Below are 16,733 nucleotides of genomic sequence, written 5' to 3' on the forward strand. Positions count from 1 at the left end.
CCCATGAATGACACAAGACCGGTCAACGGGCTGTCCGTCGATGTGGAGGACTGGTTCCAGGTCGGCGCTTTCGAGACGGTGATCGACCGGGCGGACTGGCCTGCGATACGAACGCGTGTCGAGCGCAACTGCGACGAAATTCTCGCACTGTTCGACGCTGCGGGCGTGAAGGGTACTTTCTTCACGCTGGGCTGGGTCGCGGTGCGTCATCCCGCATTGCTGCGCCGTATCGCCGAGGCGGGGCACGAGCTGGCCAGCCACGGCTGGGACCACGAGCGGGTGTTTCGCATGAATGCCGAGACATTCGGCCGCGATCTCGACATGAGCCGCAACGCCATCGAGGACGCCGCCGGGGTCAAGGTGACCGGATACCGCGCGCCCAGCTTCTCGATAGATGCGCGCACGCCCTGGGCCTTCGAAGTGCTCGCCGGGCGGGGCTACGCCTATAGCTCCAGCGTCGCGCCCATCGCTCACGACCATTACGGCTGGCGCGAGGCCCCTCGCTTCGCCTTCCATCCCCTGGCGGGTAGCGATTTCGTCGAAATCCCGGTGACGACCGCAACGTTTGCCGGACGCAGGCTGGCGGCCGGTGGCGGCGGCTTCTTCCGCGTTTTGCCATACGGTTTTTCGCGTTGGGCGATCCGGCAGGTGAATGCACAGGGGCGCCCGGCAGTGTTCTATTTCCACCCGTGGGAAATAGATCCCGGCCAGCCGCGCGTCGGCAACGCGCCGCTGCGATCGCGGCTGCGGCATTACACCAACCTGGGTGCCATGGCGGGCAAGTTGCGGCACCTGATCGAGGACTTCCGCTGGGGGCGGATGGACGAACTTGCCGCGCGCGAGGCGCAGCACGCGGCGGCACTGGCGGCATGAACGCCCCGTTCGCCCCGGAACAGGGGACGATCAGGCTGGTCGATCTTGCCGATCCGGGCGAAGTGGCGCGGCTGGAGCTGTTCGCCGCCCGTCATCCGCAGGCGACCCCGTTCCACCGTCCGGCCTGGTTCCTCTCTGTCGCCCGCGCAACCGGGAATCGCGCGCTCGCGCTGGTCGAGGAGCGTTGCGGGGAGATCTCGGCCTTTCTGCCGCTTGACGCGATACACTCACCTGTTTTCGGCCGGCTGCTGGCCTCCACCGGTTTTGCGGTCGGCGGGGGGCTTCTCACGGGTGCGCGGACCGATACGGCGGCACTGTTCGCGGCGCTGGAGGAGCTTGCGCTGCGCCACTCCTGCCCGTCGATCGAACTGCGAGGGGGCGAGCTGCCCGATCCGCATGGCGGTTGGGCTATCAAGACCGAAAGCCACTGCAACTTTGCCCGCGCCCTGGCCACGGACGACGAGGCACAATTGCTCGACGTACCGCGCAAGCAGCGCGCCGAAGTCCGCAAGGCACTGGCGAACGACCTGCACGTGGAGATCGGCAGCAGCGAGCGCGATCGCGCCGCGCATTACAGCGTCTTTGCCGAGAGCTATCGCAATCTCGGTACACCGGTTTTCCCGCGCAAGTTGCTCGATGCCGTGCTTGATGCCTTCGGGGACGATGCGGACATCCTCACCGTGCGGCGTCGGGGGCAGGCTGTGGCGAGCGTTATCACGCTTTACCATCGAGGCGCGGCAATGCCTTATTGGGGGGGCGGCACAAGGGAAGCACGCCAGCTGCGCGCCAATGACCGGATGTATTTCGAACTGATGCTCCACGCCCGGCGGCGGGGCTGCACGACGTTCGATTTCGGCCGCTCCAAGACGGACAGCGGCGCCTATCACTTCAAGCGTAACTGGGGTTTCGAACCGGAACCGCTGACATATGCCATCTGGACCGCGCCGGGTGCCGCGAAGCGGGAAGCCGATCCGACGAGCAGCAAGCTCTCGCTTCAGATCAGGCTCTGGCAACGCCTGCCGCTTGCCGTGGCCAATAGGCTGGGCCCGCTGATCGCGCGCGGTATCGGCTGATGGGCGAAATCCTGTTCCTGGCTCACCGCATCCCGTTTCCGCCGGATCGCGGAGACAAGATCCGTTCGCACAACGTGCTCAAGGCGCTGGCCGGGCTGGCTCCCGTTCACGTCGGCTGCTTTGCCGACGACGCGGCCGATCATGGCTGCGAGGCAGAGCTGGCGGGATTATCCGCCAGTCACTTGCTGCTTCCCCGCACGAAATCGCTGCCGGTTGCAGGGCTGGAATCTCTGGCAACCGGACGTCCGCTCAGCCTGACCGCGTTTCACGACCGGCGCATGGCGAACTGGGTGGAGCAGGTGCTCCGTGCCCGGCCGATCGACACCATCTTCGTCTTTTCCGGCCAAGTGGCGCAGTATGTTCCGCAGAGCTTCCGTGGCCGCCTGATCGTCGATCTGGTTGATGTAGATTCCGCCAAGTTCGAGGCTTATGGCGCGGCGGGGCGCGGTTTTCGAAGCTGGATGGAACGGCGCGAAGGGCGGTTGCTGAGGGCGGAGGAAGCCCGGATCGCGCGCCGGGCCGACGTGACCCTGCTGGTGAGCAAGGCCGAAGCGGCGTTGTTCGCCGCAAGGCTGGGCGATTCCGCCTGCGCGGTGGAGCCGATGGGCAACGGATTGGATAGCGCGCTTTTCGATCCGGCGAAGGCGGTGCCTGAGCCACGCATGGCGGCTATCGACGGCCCGCGCCTGATCTTCACCGGTCAGATGGACTATGCGCCGAATGTGGCGGCAGTCGAACGCGCGATCGCGCGAATCCTGCCGCTGGTGCGCCGCCGCCTGCCGGCTGCCAGTCTGCATGTCGTCGGGCGCAATCCGCCAGCCTCGCTCATGGCGCACCACGGGCACGGCGGCGTGCACATATGGGGCCGGGTGGAGGATATCCGCCCCTGGATCGCGGCTGCCGACATGGCGTTGGTTCCGCTCGAAATCGCGCGCGGGGTGCAGAACAAGGTGCTTGAAGCCATGGCGATGGGCCTGCCCACGGTGCTGTCTCCGGGCGCCGCCACGGGGATCGAGGCTGAGGATGGCCGCGATTTTCTCGTGGCGGAAAGCGACGCGGCCCTGGCGGAGGCTATCATCGCACTCGCCGGGGATAGCGCGCGGGCGCAGGCCATGGGCCACAACGCGCGGGAATGGATCGGCGCTCACGCAAGTTGGGGGGCAGCGCTGGCAGACCTTCCACGCCTGATTGCCCTGAAGTCGGAGAGCATGAGCGATGCCGCCTGAAACCGCCACTCTGGAGACTGCCGGCGTACCTGCGAGACGTTGGCACTCGCTGCCAGCCCATTGGCGTGCGGCGCTGATCCGCGCCGGTGCGGTTATGCTGGCGTTGATTGCGGTGTTCCATGACGATTGGGCCGCGATGGGGCGCCAGTGGTGGGACATTTCCACGTACAATCACATCATCCTGATCCCGCCGATTCTGGGCTGGCTTGTCTGGCAGCGCCGCGCGGAACTGGTCCGGCTCATGCCGGAGGCCTGGTGGCCCGGGCTGATCCCGATGAGCGGTGCCGCGTTCCTCTGGGTGCTCGGCGCATTTTCAGGGCTCGACCTTGCGCGTCAGGCGGGGGCGGTGGCCATGCTCGGATCTGCCGTGCCGCTGTTGCTCGGCCCGCGCGTAACGGCAGGCCTGTTCTTTCCGCTCTGTTACATGGCCTTTCTCGTACCCTTAGGGGAGGAACTGGTCGAGGCGCTCCAGACGATCACGGCCGAGATCACCATCGCTCTCACGCACCTGAGCGGCATTCCCGCGACGGTGGACGGCGTCTTTATAGATACGCCTGCCGGTCTGTTCGAAGTGGCCGAGGCCTGTTCCGGGGTGAAGTTCCTGATCGCGATGATCGCGTTCGGTACGCTTGCGGCCAATGTCTGCTTCGTCAGCTGGAAGCGGCGGTCAGCGATGATGGCGGCATGCCTCGTCGTGCCCATCCTCGCCAATGGCGTGCGTGCCTGGGGCACGATCTACGCCGCGCAGATCGTCGGCGTGGAGAAGGCTGCGGGCTTCGATCATATCGTTTACGGCTGGTTCTTCTTCGCCATCGTGCTCGCGCTCGTGATAGCGGGGGCATGGCGCTTCTTCGACCGCCCGCTCGACGGACCGATGATCGATACCGATGCGATCGCCCGGTCGCGCGTGCTGGCATGGCTGGATAAGGGGCGCATCAGCGGCATCGCCGCGATCGTGGGCTTCGCTGTCGTGGTCGTCGCGGCGCAAAGCTGGGCTTTCGCGGCCGAGACTTTGGATGCGGCGCTGCCGCAGGCCATCGAAATGCCGCAGGTGGCAGGCTGGCACCGGGTCGATTACGCTCCGGCGATCTGGTGGGAGCCGCGCGCCGAAGGTGCCGATCACCGGCTGCTTGGCCGCTATGCCGACGGCGAAGGCCATAGCGTGGACGTGTTCATCGCGCTTTACGCGGGGCAGGGCGAGGGGCGGGAGGCAGGCGGTTTCGGGCAGGGGGCGCTGACCCCGTCGAGCCCGTGGTCCTGGCAGGCTCCCGGCACCGCTTTCCCCGACGCCCGCAGCGAGCGCTTGCTTGGACACGGCAAGGTAGAGCGTCTGGCGGTAACCTGGTTCCATACGGGGGACCTGCTAACCGGCAGCAATGCCCGGCTGAAGCTGGCGATCATCGGCGATCACCTCGTATTGCGCGCAAGGCCTACGACGATGCTGATCCTTTCGTCCGAGGACTATCCCGGCCACCGCGCAGCGCAATCCATTGCGCGTTTCATCGCGGCGACCGGCCCGGTGGACTCGTGGATGGACCGCGTCACCGCGCTCCGCTAGGCCATCAGATATGTGTGGCATCGCCGGTATTTACCATCTCGAGACGCCGAAGCCCGTCGATCCCCAGCGGGTGGCGGCCATGTGCGATGCCATGATCCATCGCGGGCCGGACGGGCAGGGTGTCTGGACCGCGCCCGGCGTGGCGCTGGGGCACCGGCGGCTTTCGATCATCGACCTTGCCGGATCGCCGCAGCCGATGCCCTCGCCCGACGGCCGCGCGATGCTGGTGTTCAACGGCGAAATCTACAACTATCGCGAACTGCGCCGTGAACTGCGGGAGAGCGGGGCGGAATTCCGCACCGACGGCGACAGCGAGGTGATCCTTGCCGCATGGCAGCGCTGGGGCCCCGATTGCGTCTCGCGGCTACACGGCATGTTCGCTTTCGCGATCTACGATCTCGAAGCCCGCACCTTGTTCCTCGCACGGGACCGCCTGGGCGTGAAGCCGCTGTTCCTTGCGCCGCTGAGCGACGGGAGCCTCGCTTTCGGGTCCGAACTCAAGGCATTGCTCGCTCACCCGCTGCTGCGCCGCGATATCGATCCGCTCGCGATCGAGGACTATCTGGCGTGGGGTTATGTCCCCGACACCCGTTCCATTCTCAAGGGCGTGACGAAGCTTCCGGCGGGTCATTCGCTGCTGCTGCGGCATGGCGCGCCGATGCCCCGGCCCGCGCAGTGGTGGAACGTGTCTTTCGCCGAAAGGCGCAAGGGCAAGGTCGACGATCTCGAAGCGGAACTGCTCCACCTCATGCGCGAGGCCGTATCCTCTCGCATGGTGGCGGACGTGCCGCTCGGCGCGTTCCTGTCGGGTGGGGTGGATAGTTCCAGTGTCGTCGCGCTGATGGCGGAAAAGAGCACGCAGCCGGTGAAGACCTGCTCGATCGGCTTCGACGTCGCCGCACTCGACGAGACCGGTTACGCCACGCAGATCGCGCGGCAGTTCGCGACCGACCACCGGGCGCGGCAGGTGTCTCCCGACGATTTCGAGGCGATCGACCAGCTTGCGGCGATGTTCGACGAGCCCTTTGCCGATGCTTCCGCACTGCCGACCTTGCGAGTGTGCCAGCTCGCCCGCGAATCGGTGACGGTGGCCTTGTCGGGCGATGGTGCGGACGAGGCGTTCGCGGGCTATCGGCGTCACGTGTTCCAGCATGGCGAGGACCGCGTTCGCAGCCTCTTGCCGCAGGCGATCCGCAGGCCGGTGTTCGGTGCACTGGGGGCGATTTATCCCAAGGCGGATTGGGCGCCGCGTCCGTTGCGCGCCAGGTCCACGCTACTCTCCCTCGTGGGGGACAGCGCCGAGGGATACGCCCGTTCCATCGGCTTCACCCCGCCCGAACTGAGGGATGGGCTCTACTCCGGCGATTTTCGAAAACTGCGCGGCGATTACCGTGCGGAACACGGCCTGCTGGAACTGATGCGCGGTGCACCCGCCCGTTCGGGGCTGGACCGTGCGCAGTACGCCGATCTCAAGCACTGGCTACCGGGCGACATCCTCACCAAGGTGGACCGCACCAGCATGGCGGTGAGCCTTGAAGCGCGAGAGCCGCTGCTCGATCACCGGTTGATCGAATTCGCGGCAAGCCTGCCCGAATCGATGCGCGTGCGCGGGGGGCAGGGCAAGTGGCTGATGAAGCGCACGATGCGGCGGTTCCTGCCCGACCAGATTCTCTACCGCCCCAAGCAGGGTTTCGTCACGCCGATCGCCCAGTGGTTCCGGGGACCGCTTGCACAATCCGCGCGGGAGATCGCCTCGGGTGCGGCGCTGGCCCGCACCGGGTGGCTGGATGGAGCGCGGCTGACGGGCGTGGTGGAGGAACATATCGCCGGGAGGGCGGATCATTCCCGCCTCCTTTGGCAATTGCTCATGCTCGACAAGTCGCTCACCCGTCTGGGTATCGCCTGATTTCGCCGCTGCGCCCGGCTTGAATGCGGGCTAGCAGGGTTACGCGAATTCGATCGTGAAGCCTTGTTAACCTAACCTATTCTTAGGACCTTTGCTCTAACCCGGCATCGAAACGTCATTCGCAGGACGTGCATGAACATAGCAGGTCGCCAGTACATGATTGAAATGCGGACGCTTTCCGTGAAGGGAGGCCGTATCCTGCGAAGGGACGAAGAGGGGATGAGTTTGCGAGGCCATCATGTCTGACCTCGGCGCGCGGGCTGCCAAAGTCTGGAAGAGCGCCAGATTCAGGATCGTCTTCTGGGCGGTGCTGACCGGCGTGTTTCTGGGCGTTACCGGCGCAGGCCTCCCTCTGGAGGACATTCTGGTCAATGGCCGGACATGGCTTCGCATGCACCCGTCCAAGGGCGAGATCGTCATGGTCCTGCAGGACGGAAAGACGCTTGAGGAACTCGAGGTCCTCGACGTTTCGCGTGCGAACGATGCCCAGGTAATCCGCAATCTGATGGATGCCGGCGCGAAGCGGGTCTTCTTCGACCGCTTCCTGAACGATCACGAGAAAACCGTCGGCCGCGACGAACTTCTTGCGACTTTCGCCAAATATCGCGGACGAGTTTTCCTGGGCGCGATGCCCAGCAAGGACGGCGCGATGGGCAATTACGCCTCGGTCATTCCTTCGCGGGGATTGAGAAAGGATGCCGGCGCGGTTTCGCTGCTGGCCCTGGACCATCCGTTCAATCTCAGCACGAGCTTCCCGTTCGCGTCCGACAGTCCGATCGGTGTCATCCCGAGCCTTTCGGCGAAGATCGCCGACGTGCAGGAAGGCACGTCCTCGGTCTACAAGCCGGACTATTCGATCGATTACAAGACGATCCCGACAGCCAGCTATGTGGATGTGCTGATGGGCCGCTTCGATCCGAAATCGGTGCGCGGCAGGGACATCATCATCGCGCCGAGCGCCGAGGTGTTCCACGACGTCCATACGCTGCCGATGCAGGGTTATGTTCCCGGCGGCTACTTCCATGCCATCGCGGCAGAGACCCTGAAGGACGGGGTGCCGTTCGTCCTGGGATGGATTCCCCCGTTCCTGCTGGCGCTGGTCGTCATCGTGACGGGTGTTGGGCGCGGGCGCGTGCTGGACATCTATCGCTTCAGCGGCCTCGTTGTCGTGCTTATCCTGTTCCCGCTGATGCTGGATCATTTCCGCGTCCAGGTGGATGTATTCCCGGCCATCGCGATGGCCACCGTAGCCGTGTTCCGCATGCGCAACCTCGACCGTGTCGAAGTCGCCGGAGAGACAAACTCGGGCTCGGGCCTTCCCAGCGTGCAGGTGCTGCGCAAATACGACGCGGTTTCGAGCCGGATCCTCGTGGCGCTTCAGATCCGCAATTACGGCGCGATCATCGGCAGCTTCGCCGAACACGTGGAGGCGCAAGTCGCGAACGAGATCGTCCGTCGCATCCGCATCAGCGACAGCGAAGTCGTGGTTTACCACGAGGGCGGGATGTTCATGTGGCTCTCCACGATCCGCAGCACTTTCGATCTGTTCGAGAACCTCGAAGGCCTCCACCGGATCGTGCAGAACGGGATCCAGGTGGGCGGGCTCGACATCGATCTCTCGTTCAACTGCGGTATCGATTCGGAATTCGATCGCCCGGTATCCAGCCGCGTCGCCAGTGCGATGCAGTCAGCCGAGGAGGCCGTGCGAAACGACGAACTGGTCTACAAGTTCGACAGCCGCAAGCATGAGGCGCAGTGGGAAATCTCGCTGCTGACCCAGCTCGATCGCGCCATCGACAATGGCGAGGTCTGGGTGGCCTATCAGCCCAAGCTCGACGTGGCGAGCAACCGCGTGACCGGGGCCGAGGCGCTGGTGCGCTGGACTCACCCGGAGCGCGGTCCGATCAGTCCGGACAAGTTCATCCGCATCGCCGAGGAGTTCCACCGGATCGAGCGCATCACGCGCTTTGTCATCGACGATGCCGTGCGTTCCGCCGTCGAACTGCGGCGCAACGGTTTCGACATGACCATGTCGGTCAACATTTCGGCTCAGTTGCTTCGTAATCCCGGCCTGCCCGGCCTGATCGCCGAAATCCTGGAAACGTACGGCCTGCCTGCGGACAAGCTGATCCTGGAGATCACCGAGACGGATCGTCTCGACCGCAGCTCGCGCACGTTCCAGATGCTCCAGAAGCTCGTGCAGTCCGGCGTCCAGCTGTCGATTGACGATTTCGGCACCGGGAACGCGACGATCGACTACCTGCGTTATCTGCCTGCCACCGAGGTCAAGATCGACAAGGTGTTCATCCAGGCGATGGAAGGAAACAAGGAAGACCTCCTGCTCGTCCAGTCGATCATCGAGATGGCGCATTCACAGGACCGGGTCGTCGTGGCCGAGGGTGTGGAGACTCAGGCCGCACTCGACATCCTGCGGACCATGCGGTGCGACGCCATTCAGGGGTACTATGTCAGCCGGCCCGTACCATTCCGGGATTTGCTCACGCAAATCGTGGGGAGGGAGCCCAGACGAACTGGTTAAAAAAGTCTTGATGACTTCTTAACCTGTTGTTATCCATGTCGGCAGCCGCAAAATAGCGGCGGTTCACATGGGGTAATGATATGTACAGCTGGTACTGGGGCAGCTACGGCCGCTAATCACCAAATCGTATGCGGCGTTTCGTGGAACTCTTCTTCGAAACGCCGCATATACTCTTTCCGAATTCAAGAAAAATTGGCGGAAATCCGCTAAAAATTGATAGATAAGGCCACTGATGCGGCCGCCAGCCACGCCCTTTCCACTATTGGAAATCGGGCGTTTTTTATTGCCTTGCGAGGGCTGGGTCTGGGGCTGGGTGCTGAAGCGCAGGCGTGCAAATCCGTTAACGGAAGCGCGCCCTCAAGCGCATTTCCATTAACGACTGATTCGCAAATCGTTAACTTTTCAGTCTTCGCCGTGGCCCATGGCGAGGTAATCGGCGCTCTGCATCTCGTTGAGACGGCTTACCGTGCGCTCGAATTCGAAGTGGCCATCGCCCGCTTCGTAAAGTTCCTCAGGCGAGGCATCCGCCGCCGCGATCAGCTTCACCTTGTTCTCGTAAAGCGCATCGATCAGAGTCACGAAGCGCGCGGCCTCGTTCCGGCGATCCGGCCCCATCCGGGGTATGCCCACCAGAATGACGGTGTGATAGGCGCGTGCGATTGCAAGATAGTCCGCCGCGCCGCGCGCTTCGCCGCACAGGCGCTTGAAGCTGAACACGCCAACGCCCTTGAGGCTCTTGGGTACGTGCAGCATACGCCCGCCGCCGACGTCGAGCTCGGCCGACGGAACGTGGTCGCTGTCCTCTGGAGGATAGTCGGTCAGGCGGTAGAATGCCTCTCGAACCTGCTCGGTCGCCGGCTCTCCTAGCGGGTAGTGCCAGGTCGCCATGCCGCCGAGGCGGTGCAGGCGGTAGTCCGTCGGGCCATTGAGCGTCAGAACGTCCAGTTCCTTCTCGATCAGCGCAATGAAGGGCAGGAAGTGCTCGCGGTTGAGGCCGTTCTTGTAGAGGTCCTTGGGCGCGCGGTTCGACGTGGTGACGATCGTCACGCCCTCGTCGAGGATGAGATGGGTGAACAGCCGGCTCATGATCATGGCGTCGGCGGAATTGTTCACGACCATTTCGTCGAAGGCCAAGACCTTGACGTTGCGCGCGATGGTGGTCGCCACCGGCGGGATCGGATCGCCGCTTTCCTTGCGGCGTTCCTCGCGTAGCAGCGCATGGACTTCCAGCATGAAGGCATGGAAGTGGATTCTGCGCTTTTCCTCGATGTCGAGGGTTTGGTGGAACAGGTCCATCAGCATCGACTTGCCGCGCCCCACACCGCCCCACATGTAGAGACCGCGCGGGGGAGGGGCCTTCTTGCCGAGCAGCTTGCCGAGGAAGCCGGTGGATGTCTGCGCCTTGTAGACTTCGCGCTGAAGCTGGTTGAGCCGTTCCGCCGCGGCCGCCTGCTCGGGGTCGGAGCGCAGTTCGCCGGTGGCTACAAGAGCTTCGTAGCGTTCGAGCATCGCGGTCATCGCTGGCTCGGCTTGCGCAGGGTGCCGACGAAGCTCGACACGAGGTTGTCACCCTGTTCGGCGGTTCCGCGAAGGAACACGAGGCGGCCGGTTTCGCGCATGACCTCGCATACCACGTCCAGCGGCGCGCCGATGCGGCCGGCACCGATAAACTGGTTGTGGAGGTCCAGCGTAACGGAGCCCGTGACTTCGGCGCCCAGGACGCAGAACATCGTCGCGAACATGGCAACGTCGATGAAGGCAAGGGTGACGCCGCCATGCACGTTGCCGTGCATGTTGCTGTGGCGCGTTTCGAGATCGATCAGGCGGACGCGGGCACTACGCTCGCCTTCGCGCCTGATGATCATCGGGCCGAGGCCCACCGCATTGAAGCGGGTGTCGTCTTCAAGGTTCCAGGTAAGCCAGCCCGGGTTCCCCGGAGCCGGCTCATGGATGAATGCTGTATCGGACGACACGTGGGATTCGCTTGCCGGTGATCGAGCCGGGAGGCTCAGACCTGGCGCTCGGCCTGCATCTTCTTGATTTCGGCGATGGCGCGCGCCGGCGACAGGCCCTTGGGGCAGACGTTGGCGCAGTTCATGATGGTGTGGCAGCGATAGAGACGGAAGGGATCTTCCAGCTCGTCAAGGCGCTCGCCGGTCATCTCGTCGCGGCTGTCGGCCAGCCAGCGATAGGCCTGGAGCAGGATCGCCGGGCCGAGGAACTTGTCGGAGTTCCACCAGTAGCTCGGGCAGGAGGTCGAGCAGCAGGCGCACAGGATGCACTCGTAGAGGCCGTCCAGCTTTTCGCGCTGTTCGGGGCTCTGCAGGCGTTCCTTGCCGGGCGTGGTCGAAACCGTCTGCAGCCAGGGGCGGATCGAGGCGTACTGCGCGTAGAAATGCGTGAAGTCGGGGACGAGGTCCTTGATGACTTCCATGTGCGGCAGCGGGGTGATGCGGATATCGCCCTTGAGGTCCTCGATCGCGGTCGTGCAGGCGAGGCCGTTCTTGCCGTTGAGGTTCATCGCGCAGGAACCGCAGATGCCTTCGCGGCACGAACGGCGGAACGTCAGGCTGGGGTCCTGTTCGCTCTTCATCTTGATGAGCGCGTCGAGAACCATCGGGCCGCAATTGTCGAGATCGATCTCGAACGTGTCGTAGCGCGGGTTCTGCCCCGAGTCCGGGTCGTAGCGGTAGACGGTGAACTTCTTCACGCGCGCGGCGCCCTCGGCCTTGTGGACGTTGCCCTGCTTCTTGATCTTGCTGTTGGCCGGGAGGGTGAAGGTCGCCATGAAGAAATCCCCGTGATCTTGCACTGCGGCATGAACCGCGACTGAAAGTCCCCTTAGCGATTCAGTCGCGCGGGGCAAGGGCCAGTGTCAGTGGAATTGCGGTTTCGGCCCTTCGATGGCTTGCATCGTCGGTCGGATGGCGTGCCGGAAATGCATCCTGGCCGACTTCCCGCTGCATCGAACACAGGAAAAAGGCCCCGCACGTCTCCGTGCGAGGCCTTTGATCCTGGGCCTGGGAAAGACCTTTTCAGGTCCTTTCCCGCGGCATGCCTTCGTCAGTTGCCGAAGGTGCGCTGCCACCAGCCGCGACGCGGACCGCCCTGTTCGGCCGAGTCGCCATCTTCGCCGTTCGAGGCTTCAGCGGCGTACTCATCGTTCGCCGGGGCGGTTACTGCCGGTTCCTCTGCCGCGGCCGCGACTTCGGTTGCCGGCTCGGCCTTCTTGCGACGGGTGCGCTTCGGCTTTTCAGCAGCTTCCTCGCCCTCGGCGGGCTTGGCAGCCGAACGGGACCTGGCCGGAGCCTTTGCCGCCTTGGTCGCCGTCTTGGCAGGTGCTGCTGCCGGAGCCTCTTCCGCTTCTGCGGTGTCGGCCTTCTTGCGACGGGTGCGCTTCGGCTTGGCGGGAGCTTCCTCGGCTTCGGCGGCAACCGGCTCGACTGCGACTTCGGCCGGAGCCTCGGCAACTGCCTCTGCGGTGTCGGCCTTCTTGCGACGAGTGCGCTTCGGCTTGGCGGGAGCTTCCTCGGCTTCGGCGGCAACCGGCTCGACTGCGGCTTCGGCCGGAGCCTCGGCAACTGCCTCTGCAGTGTCGGCCTTCTTGCGGCGGCTGCGCTTCGGCTTGGCCGGAGCTTCCTCCGCGGTCACGACAGGCTCTGCCGCTACGACGACTTCGGCGACCACTTCGACAGGAGCTTCCGCTTCGGTGCCTTCTTCGGTGCCTTCGTCACCGGCTTCGGATGCGAAACCGTTCTCGCCGTTTTCGTCACCACGACGTCCACGCCGGCGGCGGCCACCACGGCGGCGACGCTTGCGCGGCGCATCCGATTCGTCACCCTCGGCTGCGGGCGCAGCGCCTTCTTCGGTTGCGTCGGCATCGGCGTCGCTCTCGGCTTCGCCTTCTTCGGTCTCTGCCTCGGCATCGTCCTCGGAGGTTTCGTCCGAACCCTGCTCGTCGCGGCGATCGCGGCCACGGCCACGGCGGCGCTTGCGGCGCTTGCGGCGCGAACCGCCTTCACCGTCGTCACCACGCTCGCGCGCTTCCTCGCGCTCGTTCTCTTCCTCGAGCTCTTCCTCTTCCTCGTCGATGAAATCATCCTCGACGTCTTCGGCGATCGGATCGAAGCGGGGCACGAACTCGTTGCGCGGACCCGACGAGATGACGCGCATCTTCGCGCCTTCGTTCTCGCCCTCGGGGATCACTTCGACGTTGACGCCGTAGCGGTCCTCGATGTCGGCCAGGTCGGTGCGCTTGGCGTTGAGCAGGTAGATCGCCGCTTCGGTCGACGCGAAGAGCGAAACCACGATGCCCTTGCCCTTGGCGGCTTCGTCCTCGATGAGGCGCAGCGCCGAGAGGCCTGCCGAGCTGGCGGTGCGGACGAGACCGGTGCCGTCGCAGTGGGGGCAGGAGCGGGTGGTCGCTTCCAGAACGCCGGTACGCAGGCGCTGGCGGCTCATTTCCATCAGGCCGAAGCTGGAAATGCGACCGACCTGGATGCGGGCGCGATCGTTCTTGAGCGCTTCCTTGACCGCCTTCTCGACCTTGCGGACGTTGGAGCCGTACTCCATGTCGATGAAGTCGATGACGACGAGGCCGGCCATGTCGCGCAGGCGAAGCTGGCGCGCGATTTCCTGCGCGGCTTCGAGGTTGGTGGCGACCGCCGTCTGCTCGATGCCGTGCTCCTTGGTGGCGCGGCCCGAGTTGATGTCGATCGAAACCAGAGCTTCGGTCGGGTTGATGACGATGTAGCCGCCCGAGCGAAGCTGCACGACCGGATCGTACATCGCGGTCAGCTGGTCCTCGGCGCCGAAGCGCTGGAACAGGGGCACCGGATCGGCATAGGGCTTAACCTTGCGGCCATGGCTCGGCATCAGGAGCTTCATGAAGTCCTTTGCCGCGCGATAGCCTTCCTCGCCCTCGACGATCACTTCCTCGATGTCGCGGTTGTAGATGTCGCGGATCGCGCGCTTGATGAGATCGCTGTCCGAGTGGATCAGCGCCGGCGCGGCGGACCGCATCGTCATTTCGCGCAGCTCGTCCCAGAGGCGGGCGAGATAGTCGAAGTCACGCTTGATTTCGGTCTTGGTGCGCTGGAGCCCGGCGGTGCGGACGATGCAGCCCATCGAGCGCGGCAGGTCGAGCTCGGCGATGATCGACTTCAGGCGCTTGCGGTCCGAGGCCGAGCTGATCTTGCGGCTGATGCCGCCGCCATGGCTCGAATTCGGCATGAGCACGCAGTAGCGGCCCGCGAGGCTGAGGTAAGTGGTGAGGGCCGCGCCCTTATTGCCGCGCTCCTCCTTGACGACCTGCACCAGCAGCACCTGGCGGCGGTGGATGACGTCCTGGATCTTGTAGCGGCGACGCAGCGCCATGCGACGGGCGCGCAGGTCATCGGCTTCCTTCGAGCGGCCCGAGTTGCGACCGCCCTGGCGGCGACCACGGCCGCGGCGACCACGGCCCGATGCCTCGCCGTTGCTTTCGTCGGCGGATTCTTCCTCGCCGTCCTCGGCATTGTCGAAGCCGTTCTCGACGTTGCCGTCCTCGATCGTGGCGACATGGTCCTTCTCGGACGTGTCTACCTCGGTCAGGCCGCCGTCGTCGTAGCCTTCGCCGCCTTCCTCGTCCTCGTCATCGCCTTCGGAAGCGCGCAGGGCGGCTTCTTCCTCGGCATGGGCGGCTTCTTCCGCCAGCAGGGCCTCGCGGTCCTCCTTGGGGATCTGGTAATAGTCGGGATGAATTTCGCTGAAGGCGAGGAATCCGTGACGATTGCCGCCGAAATCGACGAAGGCCGCCTGAAGCGAAGGTTCCACGCGGGTGACCTTCGCCAGGTAGATGTTGCCTTTTATCTGCTTCTTGTCGGCTGATTCGAAATCGAACTCTTCAATGCGATTTCCCTTGAGTACCGCCACCCGCGTTTCTTCCGGGTGGCGCGCATCGATGAGCATGCGCGTTGCCATTGTGTATTCTCCAGACGCGCTCTGCTCCGGCCGGATCAGCCGAAGTGGCGCGAGTTTGTTCGATGATGCCCGCTGCGAAAGCCTTGGGTCTGCCGGATGCGGCAGGACGCGTCTCGACGCGGGCGGGGGTAAGTGTGGAAACGGAGCAATCCAGCGCTCCGAGTGCGACTGTTTTCGTGTCTGCCGCCGTCAGGGCGGCGGAGGGGCCGGCAACCTTGCGGATGGCCGGCGTGTCTGCGAGCGGAAGTGCGCGTGGCGAATTCGGACACGCGGAAAATTGCTGCGATACCGCCCACGCCCTTTCGGGGACTGGCTGGCAAAGCGGCAATTGGCTTCTCATCTCTCGCGTCAACCTGTTGGTTCCGGAACGGATTTTCCGGCTTTGACGGCCGGGTTCTGGCTTGACCGATCCTGTCCGGCACCATCCAGTGTGGTGTCTGTCCGGCATGTGAGGACCGAAAGCTTCCGAGCCCCGGGTCGAATTGGCCTAGCATCCATGGCCCGGCACGGCAAGTTCCCATGGTCCCGCAGGGCAAGTTCATTGCCGAACGCCATGCAGGATCACTGCCGGGATTGCGGTTCGAGGCGTAAAAATGGGGGAAAAGGGCAGATCGGCAGTATTGCGGGGGCGATCATGCGATCCTAGTCAAAACGCCATGTCGCGCAGCATCCAGCTGGTCATGATCCTTTCCGCGCCCCTGGCGCTGGCGATCGCATTGGCGGTTGTGGGACCGCGTTTCTTCGTTTCTCCGCGCGATCTCGATTACGTCGTTCGTTTCGACATGCCCGCGGCAGGCACGCCGGTCGATCTGCCGCGCGTCGACGGTCCTGCGGATTCGAGCCGGCCGCTGGTCGTTATCGATGCGGGGCACGGGGGCTTCGATCCCGGAGCCGGGCAGGGCGAGGTCAAGGAAAAGGCGGTTGCGCTGCGGATCGCGCTGATGCTGCGCAATCGTCTGGTCGAGGGCGGCGGGGTGAGGGTAGCGCTGACGCGCGATACCGACCGCTTCATTTCCCTGCCGGACCGGCCCGATATGGCGCGCCGACTTGGAGCGGATCTTTTCGTTTCGATCCATGCGGATAGCGCGGACAGCGATTCGGCGCGCGGCGCGAGCATCTATGTATTGTCGGAAAAAGGGTCGAGCGAGGCGGCCGAGCGTTTTGCCGCGCGGGAGAACGAGGCCGGACGAGTGAACGGCGTCGCTCTTTCGCAGACCAGCCAGAGCGTCGGCGCGATCCTGCTCGACCTGTCGCAGCGCGGAACCCAGGCGGGGTCCACGCAGGCGGGCGAACTGGTGCTGCGCGAACTGCGCGCGGCAGGTCTCGGGCTCCACCGGGAACAGGTGGAGACGGCGGCTCTGGCCGTGCTCAAGGCGCCGGACATCCCCTCGATCCTGTTCGAAACGGGATACATCAACAATCAGGGGGATGCTCAGGTTCTGACTTCGCGGGCCGGTCAACAGGCGCTCGCCGATGCCGCTGCCCGCGCGATCCGCGCGTACTTCGCAAGGAACGGTGGTGGCTGAGCCGCGGGCGCAGGCAGGACGGGCACTGCGACGAAAAGAGCGCGGCGCGTCTGGCCTTGCGCGAAAGGGGC

11 protein-coding genes are annotated in these 16,733 nt (G+C 64.7%); 7 read left to right on the forward strand and 4 right to left on the reverse strand.

Annotation, left to right across the window (positions count from 1 at the left end; all coding sequences use genetic code 11):
• Positions 1-3 precede the first annotated feature (3 nt).
• The 6 genes from ACXJ16_RS03435 to ACXJ16_RS03460 all read left to right on the forward strand — a co-directional run bounded on the left by ACXJ16_RS03435 (position 4) and on the right by ACXJ16_RS03460 (position 9,175).
• Positions 4-873 carry an XrtA system polysaccharide deacetylase gene (locus ACXJ16_RS03435; protein ID WP_185997169.1) on the forward strand — a complete coding sequence of 290 codons (870 nt, stop codon included), beginning with the start codon at positions 4-6 and terminating at the stop codon, positions 871-873.
• On the forward strand, positions 870-1,946 hold the full coding sequence (locus ACXJ16_RS03440; RefSeq protein WP_463921275.1) for a FemAB family XrtA/PEP-CTERM system-associated protein: 1,077 nt from the start codon (positions 870-872) through the stop codon (positions 1,944-1,946). The genes ACXJ16_RS03435 and ACXJ16_RS03440 overlap by 4 nt, the downstream gene beginning before the upstream one ends.
• Positions 1,946-3,172, forward strand: a complete 1,227-nt coding sequence (locus ACXJ16_RS03445; protein WP_463921277.1) for a TIGR03087 family PEP-CTERM/XrtA system glycosyltransferase — start codon at positions 1,946-1,948, stop codon at positions 3,170-3,172. Before ACXJ16_RS03440 ends, ACXJ16_RS03445 begins: the two co-directional genes overlap by 1 nt.
• Positions 3,162-4,730: an exosortase A gene (gene xrtA / locus ACXJ16_RS03450; RefSeq protein WP_463921279.1), complete on the forward strand. Its 1,569-nt coding sequence runs from the start codon at positions 3,162-3,164 to the stop codon at positions 4,728-4,730. The genes ACXJ16_RS03445 and xrtA overlap by 11 nt, the downstream gene beginning before the upstream one ends.
• Positions 4,731-4,740: 10 nt before the next feature.
• A complete protein-coding gene (locus ACXJ16_RS03455) occupies positions 4,741-6,636 on the forward strand; it encodes an XrtA/PEP-CTERM system amidotransferase (protein WP_324695692.1) in 1,896 nt (631 codons plus the stop codon).
• A 238-nt stretch (positions 6,637-6,874) separates the two neighbouring features.
• Complete coding sequence (locus ACXJ16_RS03460) at positions 6,875-9,175, forward strand: EAL domain-containing protein (protein ID WP_132468993.1); 2,301 nt, start codon at positions 6,875-6,877, stop codon at positions 9,173-9,175.
• Positions 9,176-9,577: 402 nt separating this feature from the next.
• Here the strand turns inward: ACXJ16_RS03460 and zapE are convergent, their stop codons facing one another.
• From zapE to ACXJ16_RS03480, 4 genes are all read right to left on the reverse strand, one after another.
• Positions 9,578-10,693 carry a cell division protein ZapE gene (gene zapE, locus ACXJ16_RS03465; protein ID WP_185997174.1) on the reverse strand — a complete coding sequence of 372 codons (1,116 nt, stop codon included), beginning with the start codon at positions 10,691-10,693 and terminating at the stop codon, positions 9,578-9,580.
• Positions 10,690-11,148, reverse strand: coding sequence for a PaaI family thioesterase (locus ACXJ16_RS03470; RefSeq protein ID WP_324695688.1), 459 nt, complete (start codon positions 11,146-11,148; stop codon positions 10,690-10,692). The genes zapE and ACXJ16_RS03470 overlap by 4 nt, the downstream gene beginning before the upstream one ends.
• A gap of 35 nt (positions 11,149-11,183) precedes the next feature.
• Complete coding sequence (locus ACXJ16_RS03475; RefSeq protein ID WP_132468994.1) at positions 11,184-11,963, reverse strand: succinate dehydrogenase iron-sulfur subunit; 780 nt, start codon at positions 11,961-11,963, stop codon at positions 11,184-11,186.
• 275 nt (positions 11,964-12,238) lie between these two features.
• The gene (locus ACXJ16_RS03480) at positions 12,239-15,136 is read right to left on the reverse strand and encodes an Rne/Rng family ribonuclease (RefSeq protein WP_463921281.1); all 2,898 of its coding nucleotides are present in this window, start codon (positions 15,134-15,136) and stop codon (positions 12,239-12,241) included.
• Between the two features lie 656 nt (positions 15,137-15,792).
• Here ACXJ16_RS03480 and ACXJ16_RS03485 point away from each other — a divergent pair.
• Entirely contained in the window at positions 15,793-16,662 is an 870-nt protein-coding gene (locus tag ACXJ16_RS03485; protein ID WP_132468996.1) for an N-acetylmuramoyl-L-alanine amidase family protein, read from the forward strand.
• Positions 16,663-16,733 lie beyond the last annotated feature (71 nt).

Source organism: Novosphingobium sp. TK71 (genome assembly GCF_055361505.1).

Coding starts and splice junctions, on each gene's coding strand:
- ACXJ16_RS03435 (WP_185997169.1), top strand. CDS start 4: ATGAATGACACAAGACCGGTCAACGGGCTGTCCGTCGATGTGGAGGAC.
- ACXJ16_RS03440 (WP_463921275.1), top strand. CDS start 870: ATGAACGCCCCGTTCGCCCCGGAACAGGGGACGATCAGGCTGGTCGAT.
- ACXJ16_RS03445 (WP_463921277.1), top strand. CDS start 1,946: ATGGGCGAAATCCTGTTCCTGGCTCACCGCATCCCGTTTCCGCCGGAT.
- xrtA (WP_463921279.1), top strand. CDS start 3,162: ATGCCGCCTGAAACCGCCACTCTGGAGACTGCCGGCGTACCTGCGAGA.
- ACXJ16_RS03455 (WP_324695692.1), top strand. CDS start 4,741: ATGTGTGGCATCGCCGGTATTTACCATCTCGAGACGCCGAAGCCCGTC.
- ACXJ16_RS03460 (WP_132468993.1), top strand. CDS start 6,875: ATGTCTGACCTCGGCGCGCGGGCTGCCAAAGTCTGGAAGAGCGCCAGA.
- zapE (WP_185997174.1), bottom strand. CDS start 10,693: ATGACCGCGATGCTCGAACGCTACGAAGCTCTTGTAGCCACCGGCGAA.
- ACXJ16_RS03475 (WP_132468994.1), bottom strand. CDS start 11,963: ATGGCGACCTTCACCCTCCCGGCCAACAGCAAGATCAAGAAGCAGGGC.
- ACXJ16_RS03480 (WP_463921281.1), bottom strand. CDS start 15,136: ATGGCAACGCGCATGCTCATCGATGCGCGCCACCCGGAAGAAACGCGG.
- ACXJ16_RS03485 (WP_132468996.1), top strand. CDS start 15,793: ATGTCGCGCAGCATCCAGCTGGTCATGATCCTTTCCGCGCCCCTGGCG.